Annotated in this window: 12 protein-coding genes; 5 read left to right on the top strand and 7 right to left on the bottom strand. The window is 69.7% G+C overall.

The features are described from left to right. Window positions 1–22 precede the first annotated feature (22 nt). Together AC1C2T_RS01025 and AC1C2T_RS01020 are read left to right on the top strand one after the other, a co-directional pair. Complete coding sequence (locus AC1C2T_RS01025; RefSeq protein ID WP_495385377.1) at window positions 23–1,822, top strand: amidase; 1,800 nt, start codon at window positions 23–25, stop codon at window positions 1,820–1,822. Window positions 1,823–1,923: 101 nt separating this feature from the next. Beyond that, window positions 1,924–4,743 carry a putative Ig domain-containing protein gene (locus AC1C2T_RS01020; RefSeq protein ID WP_495383923.1) on the top strand — a complete coding sequence of 940 codons (2,820 nt, stop codon included), beginning with the start codon at window positions 1,924–1,926 and terminating at the stop codon, window positions 4,741–4,743. A 3-nt stretch (window positions 4,744–4,746) separates the two neighbouring features. Here AC1C2T_RS01020 and AC1C2T_RS01015 read toward each other — a convergent pair whose 3' ends face one another. Then, window positions 4,747–6,420 (bottom strand): molybdopterin-dependent oxidoreductase, encoded by a 1,674-nt coding sequence (locus tag AC1C2T_RS01015; RefSeq protein ID WP_495383922.1) that lies wholly within the window; start codon window positions 6,418–6,420, stop codon window positions 4,747–4,749. Window positions 6,421–6,543: 123 nt separating this feature from the next. On the opposite strand from AC1C2T_RS01015, the gene AC1C2T_RS01010 reads away from it, so the two are divergent. Further along, window positions 6,544–8,886 (top strand): ATP-binding cassette domain-containing protein, encoded by a 2,343-nt coding sequence (locus AC1C2T_RS01010; protein WP_495383921.1) that lies wholly within the window; start codon window positions 6,544–6,546, stop codon window positions 8,884–8,886. A 138-nt stretch (window positions 8,887–9,024) separates the two neighbouring features. On the opposite strand, the gene AC1C2T_RS01005 is transcribed toward AC1C2T_RS01010, so the two are convergent. Next, a complete protein-coding gene (locus AC1C2T_RS01005) occupies window positions 9,025–9,180 on the bottom strand; it encodes a PIN domain-containing protein (RefSeq protein ID WP_495383920.1) in 156 nt (51 codons plus the stop codon). Window positions 9,181–9,312: 132 nt separating this feature from the next. On the opposite strand from AC1C2T_RS01005, the gene AC1C2T_RS01000 reads away from it, so the two are divergent. After that, window positions 9,313–10,116, top strand: a complete 804-nt coding sequence (locus AC1C2T_RS01000; protein ID WP_495363211.1) for an SDR family oxidoreductase — start codon at window positions 9,313–9,315, stop codon at window positions 10,114–10,116. Between the two features lie 245 nt (window positions 10,117–10,361). Here the strand turns inward: AC1C2T_RS01000 and AC1C2T_RS00995 are convergent, their stop codons facing one another. The 5 genes from AC1C2T_RS00995 to AC1C2T_RS00975 all read right to left on the bottom strand — a co-directional run bounded on the left by AC1C2T_RS00995 (window position 10,362) and on the right by AC1C2T_RS00975 (window position 16,210). Continuing rightward, window positions 10,362–11,780, bottom strand: coding sequence for an MFS transporter (locus AC1C2T_RS00995; protein ID WP_495363212.1), 1,419 nt, complete (start codon window positions 11,778–11,780; stop codon window positions 10,362–10,364). Then, a complete protein-coding gene (locus tag AC1C2T_RS00990) occupies window positions 11,777–13,012 on the bottom strand; it encodes a M20 family metallopeptidase (protein WP_495383919.1) in 1,236 nt (411 codons plus the stop codon). The genes AC1C2T_RS00995 and AC1C2T_RS00990 overlap by 4 nt, the downstream gene beginning before the upstream one ends. Then, on the bottom strand, window positions 13,012–14,154 hold the full coding sequence (locus AC1C2T_RS00985; RefSeq protein ID WP_495385376.1) for a M24 family metallopeptidase: 1,143 nt from the start codon (window positions 14,152–14,154) through the stop codon (window positions 13,012–13,014). The genes AC1C2T_RS00990 and AC1C2T_RS00985 overlap by 1 nt, the downstream gene beginning before the upstream one ends. 128 nt (window positions 14,155–14,282) lie before the next feature. Next, window positions 14,283–14,966 carry an alpha/beta hydrolase family protein gene (locus tag AC1C2T_RS00980; protein WP_495383918.1) on the bottom strand — a complete coding sequence of 228 codons (684 nt, stop codon included), beginning with the start codon at window positions 14,964–14,966 and terminating at the stop codon, window positions 14,283–14,285. Window positions 14,967–15,085: 119 nt separating this feature from the next. After that, on the bottom strand, window positions 15,086–16,210 hold the full coding sequence (locus tag AC1C2T_RS00975; protein WP_495383917.1) for a DUF2207 domain-containing protein: 1,125 nt from the start codon (window positions 16,208–16,210) through the stop codon (window positions 15,086–15,088). Between the two features lie 116 nt (window positions 16,211–16,326). On the opposite strand from AC1C2T_RS00975, the gene AC1C2T_RS00970 reads away from it, so the two are divergent. Then, complete coding sequence (locus AC1C2T_RS00970; protein ID WP_495383916.1) at window positions 16,327–16,548, top strand: hypothetical protein; 222 nt, start codon at window positions 16,327–16,329, stop codon at window positions 16,546–16,548. The last annotated feature ends 5 nt before the right edge of the window (window positions 16,549–16,553 follow it).

Genomic DNA, 16,553 nt, shown 5'->3' with positions numbered 1-16,553 from the left:
CGATACGGCTGCTCCGTCGTCGCTGCCTACTCGACCAGCGAACGGGTTCGACGTCGTCGAGGCATCGATCGCACAGTTGAGGGAGGCGCTCGAGACCGGCGCCGCGACATCCGTCGGCCTCGTCGAGGCCTTCCTCGCGCGCATCGAGGCGTACGACCGGCCAGGCCCTTCGACAAGCTCAGGGACCGCGACGGCGCTGAACGCACTCGTCGTGATGAACCCCGACGCGCTCGCAGAGGCACGGGCCTCCGACGAGCGGCGCGCACGCGGCGAGACCCTCGGGCGGCTCGACGGAATCCCGTACACCGCCAAAGACAGTTACCTCGCTCGAGGCCTCACCGCGGCGGCCGGGTCACCCGCGTTCGAGCACCTCGTCGCCCAGCGCGACGCCTTCACGATCGAACGGCTGCGCGCTGCCGGTGCCGTGCTCATCGGCCTCACGAACATGCCGCCCATGGCGAACGGCGGCATGCAGCGCGGACTCTACGGCCGGGCCGAGAGCCCGTACAACGCCGAGTACCTCACGGCAGCGTTCGGTTCGGGCTCGTCGAACGGCTCGGGCACCGCGACCGCGGCCTCGTTCGCCGCATTCGGCCTCGGCGAGGAGACCTGGTCGTCGGGCCGGGCGCCCGCCTCGAACAACGCGCTCTGCGCCTACACGCCCTCGCGCGGCGTCATCTCGGTGCGCGGCAACTGGCCTCTCGTGCCCACCATGGACGTCGTCGTGCCGCACACCCGCATCATGGCCGACCTGCTCGAGGTGCTCGACGTCATCGTCGCCGACGACATCGAGACGCGCGGCGACTTCTGGCGGATGCAGCCGTGGGTCGAGCTCCCCGCGGCATCCGCCGTTCGCCCTGCTTCCTACCGCTCGCTGCTGCCGCCCGGCTCCGGCGCCGAGTCGCCCGACTCTGTACAGAGTCGGGCGAGTCGGATGCTCGCGGGCAAGCGGTTCGGGGTGCCGCGCATGTACGTGAACGCCGATCCCGACGCCGGCACCGCCGAACCCGGCCGCACGCCCGGCATCGGCGGGTCGACGGGGCAGCGCATCGAGACCCGGGCATCCATCATGGAGCTCTGGCGGGCGGCTCGACGTGACCTCGAGGCCGCGGGTGCCGAGGTCGTGTTCGTGGATTTCCCGGTCGTGTCGAACTACGAGGGCGACCGCCCCGGTGCGCCGACGATTGCGACGCGGGGGCTCGTGAGCCCCGACTACCTGCGGCGCGAGATCGTCGACCTGTCGGCATGGGCGTGGAACGACTTCCTCGAGGCGAACGGCGACCCCGCCCTGCACTCGCTCGTCGACGTCGACGGCTCGCGCATCTTCCCGCATCCAGAGGGCGCGCTGCCCGACCGCTACGCGGGCTTCGACGACGACATCGCCGAGTACCCGGCATGGGCGCGTGCACATCCGGGCGCGACGCTCGCCGACCTGTCCGAGCTCGAGCGCGGCCTGCACGGGCTCGAGCAGACCCGCCGCGTCGACCTCGAAGAGTGGATGGACGGCCTCGGTCTCGACGCCGTCGTGTTCCCCGCCGTCGCCGACGTCGGCCCCGCCGACATGGACGTGAACGAGGCATCCGCCGACGCCGGCTGGCGCAACGGGGTGTGGGTCGCGAACGGCAACCTCGTGCCGCGCCACCTCGGCATTCCGACGGTCACGGTGCCGATGGGCACGATGGCAGACATCCGGATGCCGGTAGGCCTGACCTTCGCCGGGCGTGCCTACGACGACTCGGCCCTGCTCGAGCTGGCCGCGGCGTTCGAGGCGACGGGCGACCGCCGCACGCCGCCGCCGCGTACCCCGCCGCTCCCTGCATAGCCCGCGGACGCTTGCGCAGCGCGCTGGAATGCCAATAGGATCGTCTCAACCTACTTTGAAACGATTCAACTCTGCACTCCGTCAATGACGATAGGACTGTAATGCGCGAAACTCTGGGCTCGCCCGCCCGCCCGATCGCTTCGTTCGCCCTCACGCTGGCACTCGTCGGCGGGCTCCTGGCGCTCGGGAGCGTCGTACCGGCGTCTGCCGTCGAGCGCGACGCGCCATCCGCTGCGGAGGCCGATGCACCCGCCGACGCGACTGGTGCCGCCGAGGCAGACGAACCTACTGCTGCGGTGGAGGCCAGCGTGCCTGCGGCCGCCGATGCCGACGCTGCGCAGGCCGCCGAGGCCGCGACCGGCGTTGCCCCCGCGGCGAACGACGACTGGTTCACCTCGTGGGCGCAGTCGCAGGACCGGCGGTCCGGCATCACGTTCACCAACCAGACCTTCCGCATGATCACCCACCTGAGCCAGGGCGGTGACGCGCTTCGATTCCGGTTCCAGAACCAGTATGGTGCCGCCCCGCTCACAATCGATGCTGCCGCGGTGGCGTTGAGCGCGACGGGTGCGGCGACCGTGCCCGGGACCAATCGGACCCTGGCGTTCGCCGGCCTGCCCAGCGTCACTATTCCGGTCGGCGGCGAGGTCTGGAGCGACACCGTCGAACTCGAGACGACGGCGCAGGATGACATCGCGGTGAGCATGTACGTCATTGCGCCCACGGTGCCGAGCCTGCACAGTTACCCCTACCGCGACAACTACGTCTCAGCCGCGGGGTCGGGAAACCAGGTGACGGATGCATCCGGCGCGCCGTTCGCCGAGAAGATGGCCTGGACCTACCTCGTGAGCGCCGTCGACGTGCACAACGCCGATCTGCTCGGCACGGTCGTGCCGTACGGCAGCTCGGTCGTCGACGGCGAGGGCAGCCAGAACTGCGGACCCGGATGCACCGCGACCGGCACGGATCGCCGCTGGTCGGATGAGTTGGCGCGGCGCATCAACAGCGAGCTCCCGGCCGATGCGCAGCTCGCCGTCGCCAACGCGGGCATCGCCGGCACGACCAGTGCTCCGAGCTGCGCCGGCGGCGGCAACGACGGCGTCAACCGGGTGGAGCGCGACGTGCTCGCACTGCACGGAGTGACCGCGGTCATCTTCTACTACGGCACGAACGACCTGTCGGCGAACTGCAGCAGCGCGACGATCCTCGCGAGCTATCAGAACATCTTCGCGCGGCTCAGGGACGCCGGAATCACCGTGTACGTCACGCCGATCACCCCGCGGCCCTCGTACACGCCCCAGCAGAACGTCGAGCGCAGCGCCGTCAATGCCTTCGTCAGGAACTCCGGCAACTGCTCGGGCATGTGCGACGGCGTGCTCGACTTCGATGAGGTGCTGAAGGATCCGGCGAGCCCGAACATCATCTTCCCGCCGTACGACACGGGCGACGGCACGCACGCGAACGTCGCGGGTCAGCAGGCCATCGCCAACAGCATCCCGCTGCCGCTCATCGCTTCGTCGGCCCTGCCATCGGGTGACCCGAGGCCGCTGACCAAGACGTTCTCGATCTACGACTTCGAAGACGGATTCCAGGGCTGGCGGGCCGGTGCCGGCGTCGGTGCCGTGGAGTGGGCCAGCAGCTTCGCGAACGGACCGAAGGCGCCGTTCTCGGGAAAGCGGGCGATGGATGCCACTTCGGCCGCCGTACCCGCGGACGCGATGCGATCGGTGTTCGTCGAGCCGCCGCATCCGCTCGATCTCGGTCGGGCGACCGAACTGGTGGCGCACATCGATTCGTGGGGCGGACTGGGCGGCAACACCAGCTACGAGGCGACGGTCACGCTCACCGGCGTGGATGGCGACGAGCTCACCGAGACCGTTCCGATGTCGACCGACACCTGGAACGAACTCTCACTCGACGTGTCCGACTGGGCTGGGCGCAGTGCGGTGAGCCGAATCGAGATCGGGTTCCGTGCGCTCGGCACGTCGAGGATCTGGGTGCCGCACTTCCAGATCGACGACGTCACCTGGAACGCCGGCCCCCTGATCACCTCGGACGCGCCGGTTGGGGCGACCGTGGGTTCGGCGTACTCGTTCACCGTCGTCGCCACCGGCAACCCGGCTCCGGCGTTCTCGATCGCCGAAGGGGGACTGCCCGAGGGGCTGACCCTCGATGCGACCACGGGCGTCATCTCCGGAACCCCTACCTCGGCAGGGGCCGCGACCTTCACCGTGACCGCAGGCAACGGCGTCGGAACGGATGCGACGGCCGAGTACACGATCACCGTCGATGGCGCTCCGGCCGCGCCGGCGATCACCACGACCGCGCCCGGGACGGCGACCGTCGGCACGGCCTACTCGTTCACGGTGGCGGCGACCGGCTACCCCGCGCCGACGTTCTCGGCGACGAACCGAGTCGTGGCGACGGCATCGACGGCCTCGGCGATGGCAATGCAGGCGGCCACGGCCACGGCCACGACCGCAGTCGCGGTCACGGATGCCGCATCTCTCGCAGCACCGCTTGTCGCACCGCTCGCGGCGGGCGATGAAGTGCTGCCGCCAGGGCTGAGCCTCGACGCCAGCACGGGCGTCATCTCGGGTACGCCGACGGAAGTGGGAACGACCGCGTTCACGGTGGTCGCCGGAAACGGCGTCGGCCAAGATGCGTCGGCGGACTTCGAGATCACAGTGCTCGCCGCCGCCGTGGCCGACCCGGACCCCGCAACACCGAACACCTCCGCCGACGATGCATTGACGCCTTTGGCGCAAACCGGTTTCGAGCTCGTGTCGATGGCTGCGGTCGCCGCGATCGTCATGGTGCTCGGCGCCGGACTGCTGCTCGTGCGTCGTCGCCGGAGTTCGGTGGGAACGGTCACGTCCGGCGCCCGCGATGCCGGCGAGTCCGACGAGTCCGGGCAGTGACGCTCAGCGCACCTCGACGGTGATCTCGTCGAGGCCCGTCGCGCCGTCGGGTACGACCCCTTGGCGCTTCGCGGTCTGCACCTCGCCGTCGGCGCCGAGGGCTCGTACGCGCACAGTGTGCGAGCCCGCCGCGGCATCCGGCCACTGAAAACGCCACTGCACCCACGTGTCGTCCGAGATCGCGGTGGCGAGATCGGCTGCGCGCCAGTCGCCGTCGTCGATCTGCACCTCGACGCCCTCGACACCGACGTGCTGGTACCACGCGACTCCGGCGAGCACGGCCGAGCCCGCCGACAGCGACTGCCCCGGGCGCGGCACGTCGATGCGGGACTGCAGTTTGATGGGCCCGCGCTCGCTCCAGCCGCGATCGGTCCAATAGGCGGATGCCGCGTCGAACCGCGTCACTTCGAGATCGACGACCCATTTCGTCGCCGAGACGTAGCCGTAGAGTCCGGGCACGACCATGCGCACCGGGAAGCCGTGCTCGGCGGGCAGCGGCTCGCCGTTCATGCCGACGGCGAGGATCGCGTTGCGGTCGTCGGTGAGCGCCGCGATCGGCGTCGACGCCGTGAACCCGTCGACGCTGCGCGAGAGCACCATGTCGGCATCCGCGGTCGGCGCCGCGCGCGCGAGCAGCTCGCGGATCGGGTAGCCGAGCCACACCGCGTTGCCGATGAGCCCGCCGCCGACCTCGTTGGAGACACAGGCGAGCGTCGTGATGCTCTCGTCGAGAGGCAGCGCGAGCAGCTCGTCCCACGTGATCGTGACCTCGTGCTCGACCATGCCGTGGATGCGCAGGCTCCAGTCACCCGGATCGACAGCGGGCACCGCGAGCGCGGTGTCGATGCGGTAGAACTCGGCGTTCGGCGTGATCACGGGTGCGAGGCCGTCGATGCCGAGTTCGGCGCCCGCGGGCACGGTGGCGGTGGCGACGGGCTTCGGCAGGGTGATCGCGTCGCGCACCGCGGTCACCGCGCGCGTGCCGGCCTGCAGTGCGTAGCCGCCGAGTGCCGCGAGCGCGCCGAGCGCCACGGCGCCGCCGGTCCAGGCGAGGAAGCGGCGGCGGTCGAGTTCTGAGGGTTGAGGAGCGACGAAGGAGCGTCTCGAAACCTCCTCGCTCGTATCGGGGGTTTCGAGACGGCGCTGGCGCGCCTCCTCAACCCGCGGTGTTCCGGGCAAGGCGGGCGAGGCATCGAGACGGCGCTGGCGCGCCTCCTCAACCAGCTGTGTTCCCGGGAGTCGTCGCACGAGCAGCCGTAGTGCGATCACCGCCGCGATCGCCGCGAGGGCCGACGGCGCGATCGCGAGCATCGGCGCGTTCGCGCGGGTCGAGGCTGCGGCCGCGCCGACCACGCCGATGAGTCCGACGAGCACCTGGCCCCACGGCGGCCGGCGGGCCTCGAGCACTCCCGAAGCGCCGGCGGCGGCGAGCAGCACGAGCCCGATGCCGACGAGCAGCGCTGCCTTGTCGCCCGTGCCGAACAGGCCGATCGCGGCATCCTTCGCCCAGCCGGGCGCGAGATCGATGAGGAGCGCCCCGACCACGACGAACGGACTCGAGGCCGGCGCGAGCACAGCGGCGGCGAGTTCGCCGACCCCCGCTCCGAAGGCGACGGATGCCACACCGGCCGCAGCAGGCAGCAACCAGCCGCGCGCGCGGCCGGTCGTCTCTGGCATGCGCACAGCGTACGCGCGTCATACGCGCGGCGGCTGTACGCGGCATCCGCTCGCCCGGATGTCACCGCCTCGTGTCAGAATCATGAGTCGCGGGCGCCGGCTCGCGCCGAGGGGAGCAGCCGCATGACCGCGACCGACCAGAGCGCCACTGGGGACACCGCCCATGGGCACGGCACCACCGGGCACACCGCCACTCGGCACAGCGCCGATGCCCACGACGTCATCCAGGTGCGCGGGGCGCACGAGAACAACCTCAAGGGCATCTCGCTCGACATTCCCAAGCGGCGGCTCAGCGTGTTCACGGGCGTCTCCGGATCGGGCAAGTCGAGCCTCGTGTTCGGCACCATCGCGGCCGAGTCGCAGCGCCTCATCAACGAGACGTACTCCACGTTCATCCAGGGGTTCATGACCACGCAGCCGCGGCCCGAGGTCGACAGCCTGCGCAACGTCTCTGCCGCGATCATCGTCGATCAAGAGCGCATGGGCGCGAACTCGCGGTCGACGGTCGGCACGGCGACCGACGCCTACGCGCTGCTGCGCATCCTGTTCTCCCGGCTCGGGCAGCCCTACGTCGGTCCGAGCTTCCACTTCAGCTTCAACGTGCCGGCCGGCATGTGCCCGAGGTGCGAGGGCGTCGGCGAGGTCAACGACCTCGACCTCGACGAGATCTTCGACCGCGACAAGTCGCTCGCCGAGGGCGCGATCACGATTCCGGGCTACACGGCCGACGGGTGGATGGTGCGCATCTACTCCGAGTCGGGCTTCGTCGACCCCGAGAAGAAGATCCGCGACTACTCCGAGGGCGAACTGCACGACTTCCTCTACAAGGAGTCCGTCAAGGTCAAGGTGCAGGGCATCAACATGACCTACGAGGGCCTCGTGCTCAAGCTGCAGAAGAGCCTGCTCGCGAAGGACCGCGACGCGATGCAGCCGCACATCCGTGCGTTCGTCGATCGTGCGGTGACCTACACGGCGTGCCCCGAGTGCGGTGGCGCGCGCCTCAACCAAGAGGCCCTCTCGTCGAACATCAAGGGCATCAACATCGCGGATGCCTCGTCGATGCAGATCTCGGATCTCGCCGCGTGGATCGCCGACATCGACGACCCGAGCGTGGCGCCGCTCATCGCGAACCTGCGGCAGAACGTCGACTCGTTCGTCGAGATCGGCCTCGGCTACCTGAGCCTCGATCGACCTTCCGGCACCCTCTCCGGCGGCGAGGCGCAGCGCGTCAAGATGATCCGGCACATCGGGTCGGCACTCACCGACGTCACCTACGTGTTCGACGAGCCCACGGTCGGGCTGCACCCCCACGACATCCAGCGCATGAACCGGCTGCTGCTGCAGCTGCGCGACAAGGGCAACACCGTGCTCGTCGTCGAACACAAGCCCGAGGTCATCGAGATCGCCGACCACATCGTCGACCTCGGCCCGGGCGCCGGATCCAGGGGCGGGCAGATCTGCTTCGAGGGCGACCTCGCGGGGCTGCGCGCCTCCGACACGCTCACCGGCCGGCACCTCGACCATCGGGCGAAGCTCCGCGACGAGGTGCGGGCGGCATCCGGCGCACTCGAGATCCGGGGCGCCCGCCAGCACAACCTCACCGGGGTCGACGTCGACGTGCCGCTCGGGGTGCTCACGGTCGTCACGGGCGTGGCAGGGTCGGGCAAGTCGTCGCTCATCCACGGCAACGTGCCGAGGCGCGACCAGGTCGTCGTCGTCGACCAGTCGCCGATCCGCGGCTCGATCCGCTCGAACCCGGCCACCTACACGGGGCTGCTCGACACGATCCGCAAGGCCTTCGCGAAAGAGAACGGCGTCAAGCCCGCGCTCTTCAGCGCGAACTCCGAGGGCGCTTGCCCCAACTGCAAGGGCATCGGGCTCGTGTTCGTCGAACTCGGCCCGATGTCGACCGTCTCGAGTGTGTGTGAAGAATGCGGCGGCAAGCGGTTCACCGCCGAGGTGCTCGAGTATCGCCTCAACGGCCTGAACATCGCCGAGGTGCTCGCGCTCTCGGTCGACGCGGCGCTCGAGTACCTCACCGAGAAGTCCGCGCGGGCGATCCTGCAGCGACTCTCCGACGTCGGGCTCGGCTATCTCGGGCTCGGGCAGGCGCTCAACACCCTGTCGGGCGGCGAACGTCAGCGCCTGAAGCTCGCGATCAGCATGGCGAAGTCGGGCACGGTCTACGTGCTCGACGAGCCGACGACGGGCTTGCACCTGGCCGACGTCGACCGCCTGCTCGCGCTGCTCGATCGCCTCGTCGACGACGGCAATTCGGTCATCGTCATCGAGCACCACCAGGCCGTCATGGCGCACGCCGACTGGATCATCGACCTCGGCCCCGGTGCCGGGCGCGATGGTGGGCGCATCGTCTTCGAGGGCACGCCCCGGGCGCTCGTCGAGGCCGCGGCCACCGACGCCGCGACGCTCACGGGCACACACCTGCGGGAGTACGTCGGCGCTTGAGCGCGATCCCGGCTGGTCGACCCCTGCGGGTTGAGGCGGCCGCTTGCGGCCGTCTCGAACCCCCGCGAACGAGCAAGCGGGTCTCGAGACGCGTACTCCTTTGCGGAGGCCGAAGGTGCATGAGTCTCGGCGCGGTCGTCAGCCGAGCGGCGACACCCACCGCAGGCCTGGGAACCGCGCGAAGTCGCGGTCGAGGCTCACCCAGGTGGCTCCGGCCTCGATCGCGGTCGCCGCGTGCGCAGCGTCGGCGACGAGGTCGCCCTTCGCCTGCCCGCTGCGACAGAACGTTGACATCGGGAAGGTATGTCGATATGTCGGTCGGGCGAACACGGACGACGTCGCGAAGCAGCGCGGACTTCACAGCCTGGAATCAGGTCGATCTGCTCTTCAAGCGGGCGGTGTCAGACCAGGCGTAGCGTCGAAGACATGAGCAAAAGAACCTACGTCATCACCGGAGCAGGATCCGGCATCGGGGCGGCCGCGGCCGCCCTCCTCACCGAGCGCGGCCACCGCGTGATCGGCGTCGACCTGAAGGGGGCCGACATCACTGCCGACCTCTCGAAGCCCGAGGGCAGGGCGGATGCCGCGGCGGCGGTCGTCGAGGCATCCGGCGGGCAGATCGATGCGGTCATCGCAGCGGCCGGCATCTCCGCGCCGATTCCGCTGACCGTGGCCGTCAACTTCTTCGGCGTCACCGGGTTCCTCGACGCGCTCGCGCCGACGCTCGCGAACGCCGACGCGCCGCGCATCGCGGTGGTCAGCTCGATGGCGAGCTTGCAGCCGAACTCGCCCGAGCTCGTCGACGCGTTGCTCGCGGGCGATGAGGCGAAGGCGCTCGAGATCGGCGCAGCACTCGCCGCGCAGGGGCCGGAGGCCGGCTACCTCAACTACCCCTCGTCGAAGCGTGCGCTCAGTCGTTGGGTGCGCCGCGAGTCGATCGCGCCGCGCTACGCGCGAGCCGGGATCCCGGTGAACGCCGTCGCTCCGGGCACCGTCGTGACACCGATGACGGCGTCGCTCCTCGCGACGGAGGAGGGCAGGGCGATGGTCGACGGCGCCGTGCCGATGCCGCTCAACGGGCACTCCGACGCTGTCGTGATCGCCCGATTGCTCGCGTGGCTCACGAGTGAGGAGAACACGCACGTGACCGGCCAGACGATCTACATCGACGGCGGTGCCGACGCCTCGATCCGCGGCGACGACATCTGGAGCTGGGCCGCCCCGAGCTGATCCCCGCCGCGCGGCGTCGGGCACGCGCGACGCAGCGTCGAGCTGACGGGTTCAGCCGGACTCAGCCCTCAGGCCGGACTCAGCCCTCAGGCCGGACTCAGCCCTCAGGCCGGACTCAGCCCTCAGGCTGGACTCAGCCCTCAGGCCGGACTCAGCCCTCAGGCCGGACTCAGCCCTCAGGGTGGGCGCGCACGAACGCTCGGGGCAGACGGCCGATTCGAACGGGTGACCGTGAGCGTGTATTCCTAGGCGTGCACCTTGCCGACGAGCACCTCTCCGCGCGCGATGCGCGCCTGGTCGTCATCACCGGGAACCACACCACCGCGAAGCGAGCGGCCGGCAGTCTCGTTGAACGTCAGCACCGCGAGGAACCCGATGATGCCCGCGACGGTCAGGTAGACGCCCGGTACGAGGTTCGAGCCGGTCGCATCGATGAGGGCCTGGTTGGCGAGGCCGGCTGTGCCGCCGAGGATCGACGTCGCGATGTTGTAACCGAGCGCGAACCCGGCGAAGCGCACGGGCGTCGGGAACAACGCGGGAAGTGTCGCCGAGATGTTGCAGAGCAGCATCACGAGGAACAGCCCGAAGATCGAGATGCCGACGAACTGCAGCCCGAGGTTTCCGGTGTCGAGCAGCACCACGGCCGGGATCGACAGCAGGATGAAGCCGGCAGAGGCCACGAGCAGCAACGGTCGCCGTCCGATGCGGTCGGTGAGCGCCCCGAACGGCACGATCACGGCCATCATCGCGAGTTGCACGGCGACCAGCATGAGCCCCGAGGTCGTGGCATCCATATCGAGCGAGTTGGTCAGGTAGGTCGGCATGTACGTGAGCACCGTGTAGAACGCGACGTTGATGAGCACGACGAGGCCCATGATCTTCAGCAGTTGCTTCGGCTGGGTGCGCAGCAGGTTGACGAGGGTCTGCCACGCGCTCGTGCTCGTGTCCTTCCGGTGCGCCTCCTCGAACGTCTCCGACTCGCGCAGCGACGAGCGCATGTACAACGCGATGGCGCCGAGGGGGAGACAGATGAGGAACGGGATGCGCCATCCCCAGTCCGCCATGAACTCCTCGCCGAGCGTGAACTGCATCACCGTGACGAGGATCGCCGCCGCTGAGAACCCGAGCAGCGTGCCGAACTCGAGGAACGATCCCCAGAATCCGCGTCGGTTGTCCGGCGCGTGCTCGGCCATGTAGACGGCCGCGCCCGCATACTCGCCGCCTGCCGAGAAGCCCTGGATGATGCGAAGCGTGAAGAGCAGGACGGGCGCCCACCAGCCGATCACGTCGAACGTCGGCAGCAGGCCGATGCACGCGGTCGAGATCGAGATGAGCGAGATGGTGAATACGAGCACCTTCTGCCGTCCGATCCGGTCGCCCAGCGGGCCGAGCACCGCACCGCCGATGGGCCGCACGAGGAAGGACACCGCGAAGCCGAAGAGGGTCCAGAGCAGAGCGTTCTCGGTGTCGCCGAAGATCTGGCTGCTCAGGTACCCCGTGAGGTAGCCGTAGATCCCGTAGTCGAACCATTCGATGGCGTTGCCGGCCATCGCCCCCAGGACGGCCTTCTTCACCGTCTTCTGCTGGATGGGGGTGAGATCGATCTGGCGGGTGATGGGTGGCGGATCGGCGTGCTCGCTGGGTGAAGCGCTGTGGTCGGTCATTCGGTCTCCTTGCTCGTCGATGCGTGCGTGGTGAACACCGGGGAGATGCGGTCGTCGGCGAGCGAGAGCATCAGGCGCGCATAGGCGCGGGCCGCGGTGCCGAGGTCGTGGATCGCCACGGATTCATCTGGCTGGTGCGCCTGCCCCGCGACATCCCCGGGGCCCATGATGACGGTCGGCACGCCATGGTGCGCATGGATGAAGCCGCCCTCGCAGGCAGCGGTCCACGCCTCGATGCCTGATTCGCGCCGTTCGCTCGTCAGAGACGCCACGACACTGGCGACGAGTGGGTGCTCCACCGCCGTCTCGAATCCGGGCATCTCCATAAGGGTGCGCACCACCACGGTCGAGCCGTCGACGGATGCCTCCGCTGCCAGCTGCTCGAGCAGGAGGTGGGCGTCGGCCGCCCGCTCACCGGGCATCAGCCGCCGATCCACGAGCAGGGTGCACTGGTCGGGCACGATCGACGTGCCGTGCCCGCCCTCGATCCGGCCCACGTTCCAGGTGCCCGATCCGAGGCGACCCGCGGCGGATGCGCGCATCCGCCGGTGGTCGTCGCCGATCCGTTCGACCAGGTGGGCTGCGATCGCGATGGCGCTCACCCCGTCTTCGGGCCGCCCGGCGTGGGCCGCCCGCCCGCGGATCTCGATCTCGAAGTTGGCTGCACCGCGACAGGCGACGACGACGGCGAGGTCGGTCGGCTCGGCGACGACGCAGGCCCAGTACGGTTGCGGCGCTGCGCTCTCGAGGTAGGCGAGGATTCCGGTCGCGAGGTCCTCTTCGTCGACGGTGACGATCAGCTCGACGGGGAGGTCGGGCCTCACGGATGCGACCGCCCCCATCGCCTGCAGCACGCAGGCGAGGCCGCCCTTCATGTCGGCTGCGCCTCGGCCGATGATCCTGCCGTCCGCGATTCGCGGGGTGAACGGGTAGCCGCTCCACCCGTCGCCGCCCGGCACGACATCGGAGTGACCGAGAAAGAGGATTCCCGGTTCGTCGGGGCCGATGGTGATCGAGAGGTTCGAGCGGCCGGGCGCGACCTCGGTGTGTCTCGTGCGCATTCCGAGCCGTGAAGCGATGCCCTCGAGCATCCGAACCGCCTGGATCTCGGTGCCGCCGGGGTTCTCGCTCGCCGCGACGATGAGCGAGGCGGTGTCGGCGACGATCGTCGCATCGTCGATCAGCGCCATCACGGCGTCGACCTGCGGGCTCCCGCCTGTCTCGTTGTTCATCAGGGTGCCGCCTTCACAATCAGCTTTCGCGGCGCATCCGTGAAGATCTCGATGCCGTCGCCCGTGATCGCGATGGACTCGCTGAGCTCGCAGCCGTAGTCGCGCATCCACATGCCGGCGATGACGTGGAAGCACATGCCGGCCTCGAGCACGGTGTCGTCGTCGTCGCGGATGCTCACGGTGCGCTCTCCCCAGTCGGGCGGGTAGCCGATGCCGATGGAATAGCCGAGACGTGACGCTTTCGAGAGCCCGTTCCGGGCGAGCAGGGCGGCCCAGCCGCCGACGACGTCGCGCACGCTCACACCGGGTCGCATGGCACCGAGCACGAGATCGAGCCCTTCCGCGGTGATCCCGGCCACCCGGTCGAGCTCGCGTGAGGGGCGCCCGAGGGACACGGTGCGCGCGAGCGGCGCGTGGTAGCGGCGATGCACGCCGGCGAGTTCGAGCGAGACGCCCTCGTTCGATGCGAATCGGCGCGCGCTCCAGGTGAGGTGCGGGGTGTCGGCGGATTCTCCGGTCGGAATGAGGGGGACGATCGCCGCGTAGTCGCCTTCGGCGCCTTCGACACCTCTGGCCTGTGCAGCCTGGATGGCGGCGGCGACGTCGTGCTGCGGCGCACCGACCCGCACGGCATCGATGCCGGCGGCCATCGCGGCGCTCGCGTTGCGACCTGCCGAGCGCATGAGCGCCAGCTCGGCCGGCGACTTGACGAGCCGCACCCAGCCGATCAGGTCGAGGTCGTCGTCGAAGCGCCACTCGGGAATCCGTCGCGACAGGGCCGCGAACGATCGCGGGGTGAAGAAGTGGGCCTCGCCTTCGTAGCCGACGCGCATCGGCACGGCGTGGCCGCGTTCTCGCAACCGGTCGGCCGCCCAGTCGAACGGATGCCGGTCGGGGCGATGCACGAGGTCTTCGGGGTATCCGAGGATCTGCTCGGCGGTCAGGGCGGCGGTGCGATGGGCGCCGACGGCGTCCATGTGTCGGGTGATGAGCAGCACCTCGCCGACGGCCGGCACGAACAGCAGTTGCGGCATGTAGAACGACCACGCGTCGTAGCCGGTGAGGTAGTGGATGTTGGCGGGATCCACGACGACGAGGGCGTCGAACGCGTGATCGCGCATTCGTGCCCTGGTGGCGGTGATTCGGTCGGCGAATTCTTCGATCGTAATGACTCCCCGGGTCTCGAGGCCGCCTCACATCAGCGTGCCACGACCCGATCGGTGGCCACCACTCTACGGGCCGTCGTTCGCCGCGCTGCGAGGCTCGCGCGTCATTCCCGTGCGCGCACGAACGCGGCGACCTGCACGGCGAGGGCAGCGCCGATCTCGTCGGCCGGGCGCTTGCGGCCCTTCACTTCGAACGTGTGGTTCGCGTCGTCGATCCAGTCGAGCGTCGCGTTCGGCCCGATGCGACGTACGACGTCGTCGAGCTGCTCGTTGGGCTTGGCGAACGGGTCGTTCCGCCCCTGCAGGAAGAGCATCGGCACGGTGATGCCGGGCAGGTGCTCGTCGCGCGGCTTCTCGGGCTTGCCCGGCGCGTGCAGCGGGTAGCCGAGGAAGACGAGCCCGGCCACGGCCATGCCTTCGGCGACGGCCATCGACGCCATGCGTCCGCCGAACGACTTGCCCGCCGCCCAGATCGGCTCGCCCGGTCGCCCGTCGGCGGTCGTGCGTGCGGCCGCGGCATCCGTCACCGCGCGCCACGTCGCGATCGCGACCGGCGGCCGGTCGGGGAACCGCCGCCCCGCTTCGCGGTACGGGAAGTTGAACCGCAGCGTCGCGAACCCGCTCTCGTTCAGCGCCCGCGTGAACCCGATCATGAACGGATGCTCCATGCCGGTACCCGCTCCGTGGGCGACGACGATCGTGGCCGTCGGTACCGGCGGGCGCGCCGAGACCGCCGACACGGGTGTGCCGTCGACATCGACGGTGATGGATTCGTCCGCGGCGGTCATGTCTCCATGGTGCCGCATCGGCCCGCGCCCTCGCGCTACGAACTGAGCGCTACGAACTGAGTGCTACGAACTGAGTGCTACGAACTGAGTGCTACGAACTGAGTGCTACGAACTGAGCGCTACGAACTGAACAGTTCGAACAAGTTGCCGACGCCGTCGACGACGTTGCCTGCGTCGTCGGTGAGGTCGCCGAGCGACGCGGTCAGTTCGACGACATTGCCAGCGGCTTCGATGGCGAGGGCGATGTCGCCCGTGACGTCGACGAGTCCGCCGAGCGTGTCGAAGTTGCTCGGCCCGAGCTCGGCGTACTCGAGCTTCAGCTTGGCGATCCAATCGCGTTCGAGCCCGAAGATCACGGCGTAGGGCAGCAGCCGCTCGTGGAGGTGGAAGCGGGCTGCAGCCGAGGGGCCGGCCGCAGGCGTGCCGCGTGCAGGAATCGGGGCGGCGGCCTGCGACGACCCGGGTGTCTCCGCGGCGGCCGGCGCAGCGGCATCCGTCGCCCGCAGCTCTGCACCACTCGGCGACTGCAGCACCTGCAGCCGTTTCGCCTCGACGAGCGCGATGTACTGCCGGAGCCCCGCCAAGTGCTCGCGTCGGGGAGTCGCAGCGGGGAGGAACTTGCGCCACGACGATGGGGTCACGAAGATCGTCGCGATGGTCGCGACGACGGCGACGAGCGTCGCGATGAGCGCCGGCCAGTCGCCGTCGATGATCGTGAAGACGAGGAAGAGCACCTCGACGAGCATGCCGAGATAGGCGAGAACGGTGAGCGTGACGCCCGGCCACGTGACGCGGCGTTCGGCGACGAGTCCCTCGCGGGCGAGTGCGTGCTCCGTGTTCAGCAGCAGGCTCTTCATGCGACCAGCGAGGGCACGGCGGTCGGAGGAGAAGCGGCGCACACGCGTGTGGGTGTGCTCTGGGCCGAACAGCCCTTCGAGCAGCGCCGTCTCTTCGGCGGTGAGCACGACGTTCGGCGCGAGCTCCACCCCGATGGGGTCTCGCTTTCCCTCGCCTGCGAGGAGGCGCACCTTGCGTTTCACGGCCAGGTCGATGAGGGCAGCGGATGGCGCGCGCCGATCGGCGCCGACGAGCAGCGCGTCTCGCAGCACCGTGGAGCCGCGTTCCGGGGTGTACTGCACCACCCGCTGCGTCACCCGTTGCGCGGCGACGGCGCGCGCGACGAGACCCAGCCCGAGGATGAGGAACGCGGGCACGATCCCGATCACGAAGACGGCAGTCAGCACGCGCTCAGTCTAGGGATCCGAGCGGCCTGCTCGGGAGACGCGTCGGAGCGAACCGCTCGTGGCGACGCGCGTACGCGTTCCGAGCGATGTCGGCGGCCGGGCGTACCGTGACTGCCATGACGAAGCAGATGCAGCACAACGCACCGCACCTGGTGATCGACGAGCCGTGTCCGCGCTGCGACTCCCTCGCGGTGCGCGCGATCGTCTACGGCCCGCTCGACTTCGAGGTCGAGGCGGCCGATGTCGCAGGCGCCCTCTCGCTCGTTGATTCGCCCATCTTCGACTGCCGCGAGTGCGGGTTCGAGTGGGGCGCCGCTGTGCGCGACCTGCTCGGCTGAAGTCG

This window comes from Agromyces sp. Y558 (assembly GCF_059445415.1).
The sequence above is the reverse complement of the archived record's forward strand: the minus strand, read 5'-3'. Positions and strand labels throughout refer to the sequence as shown.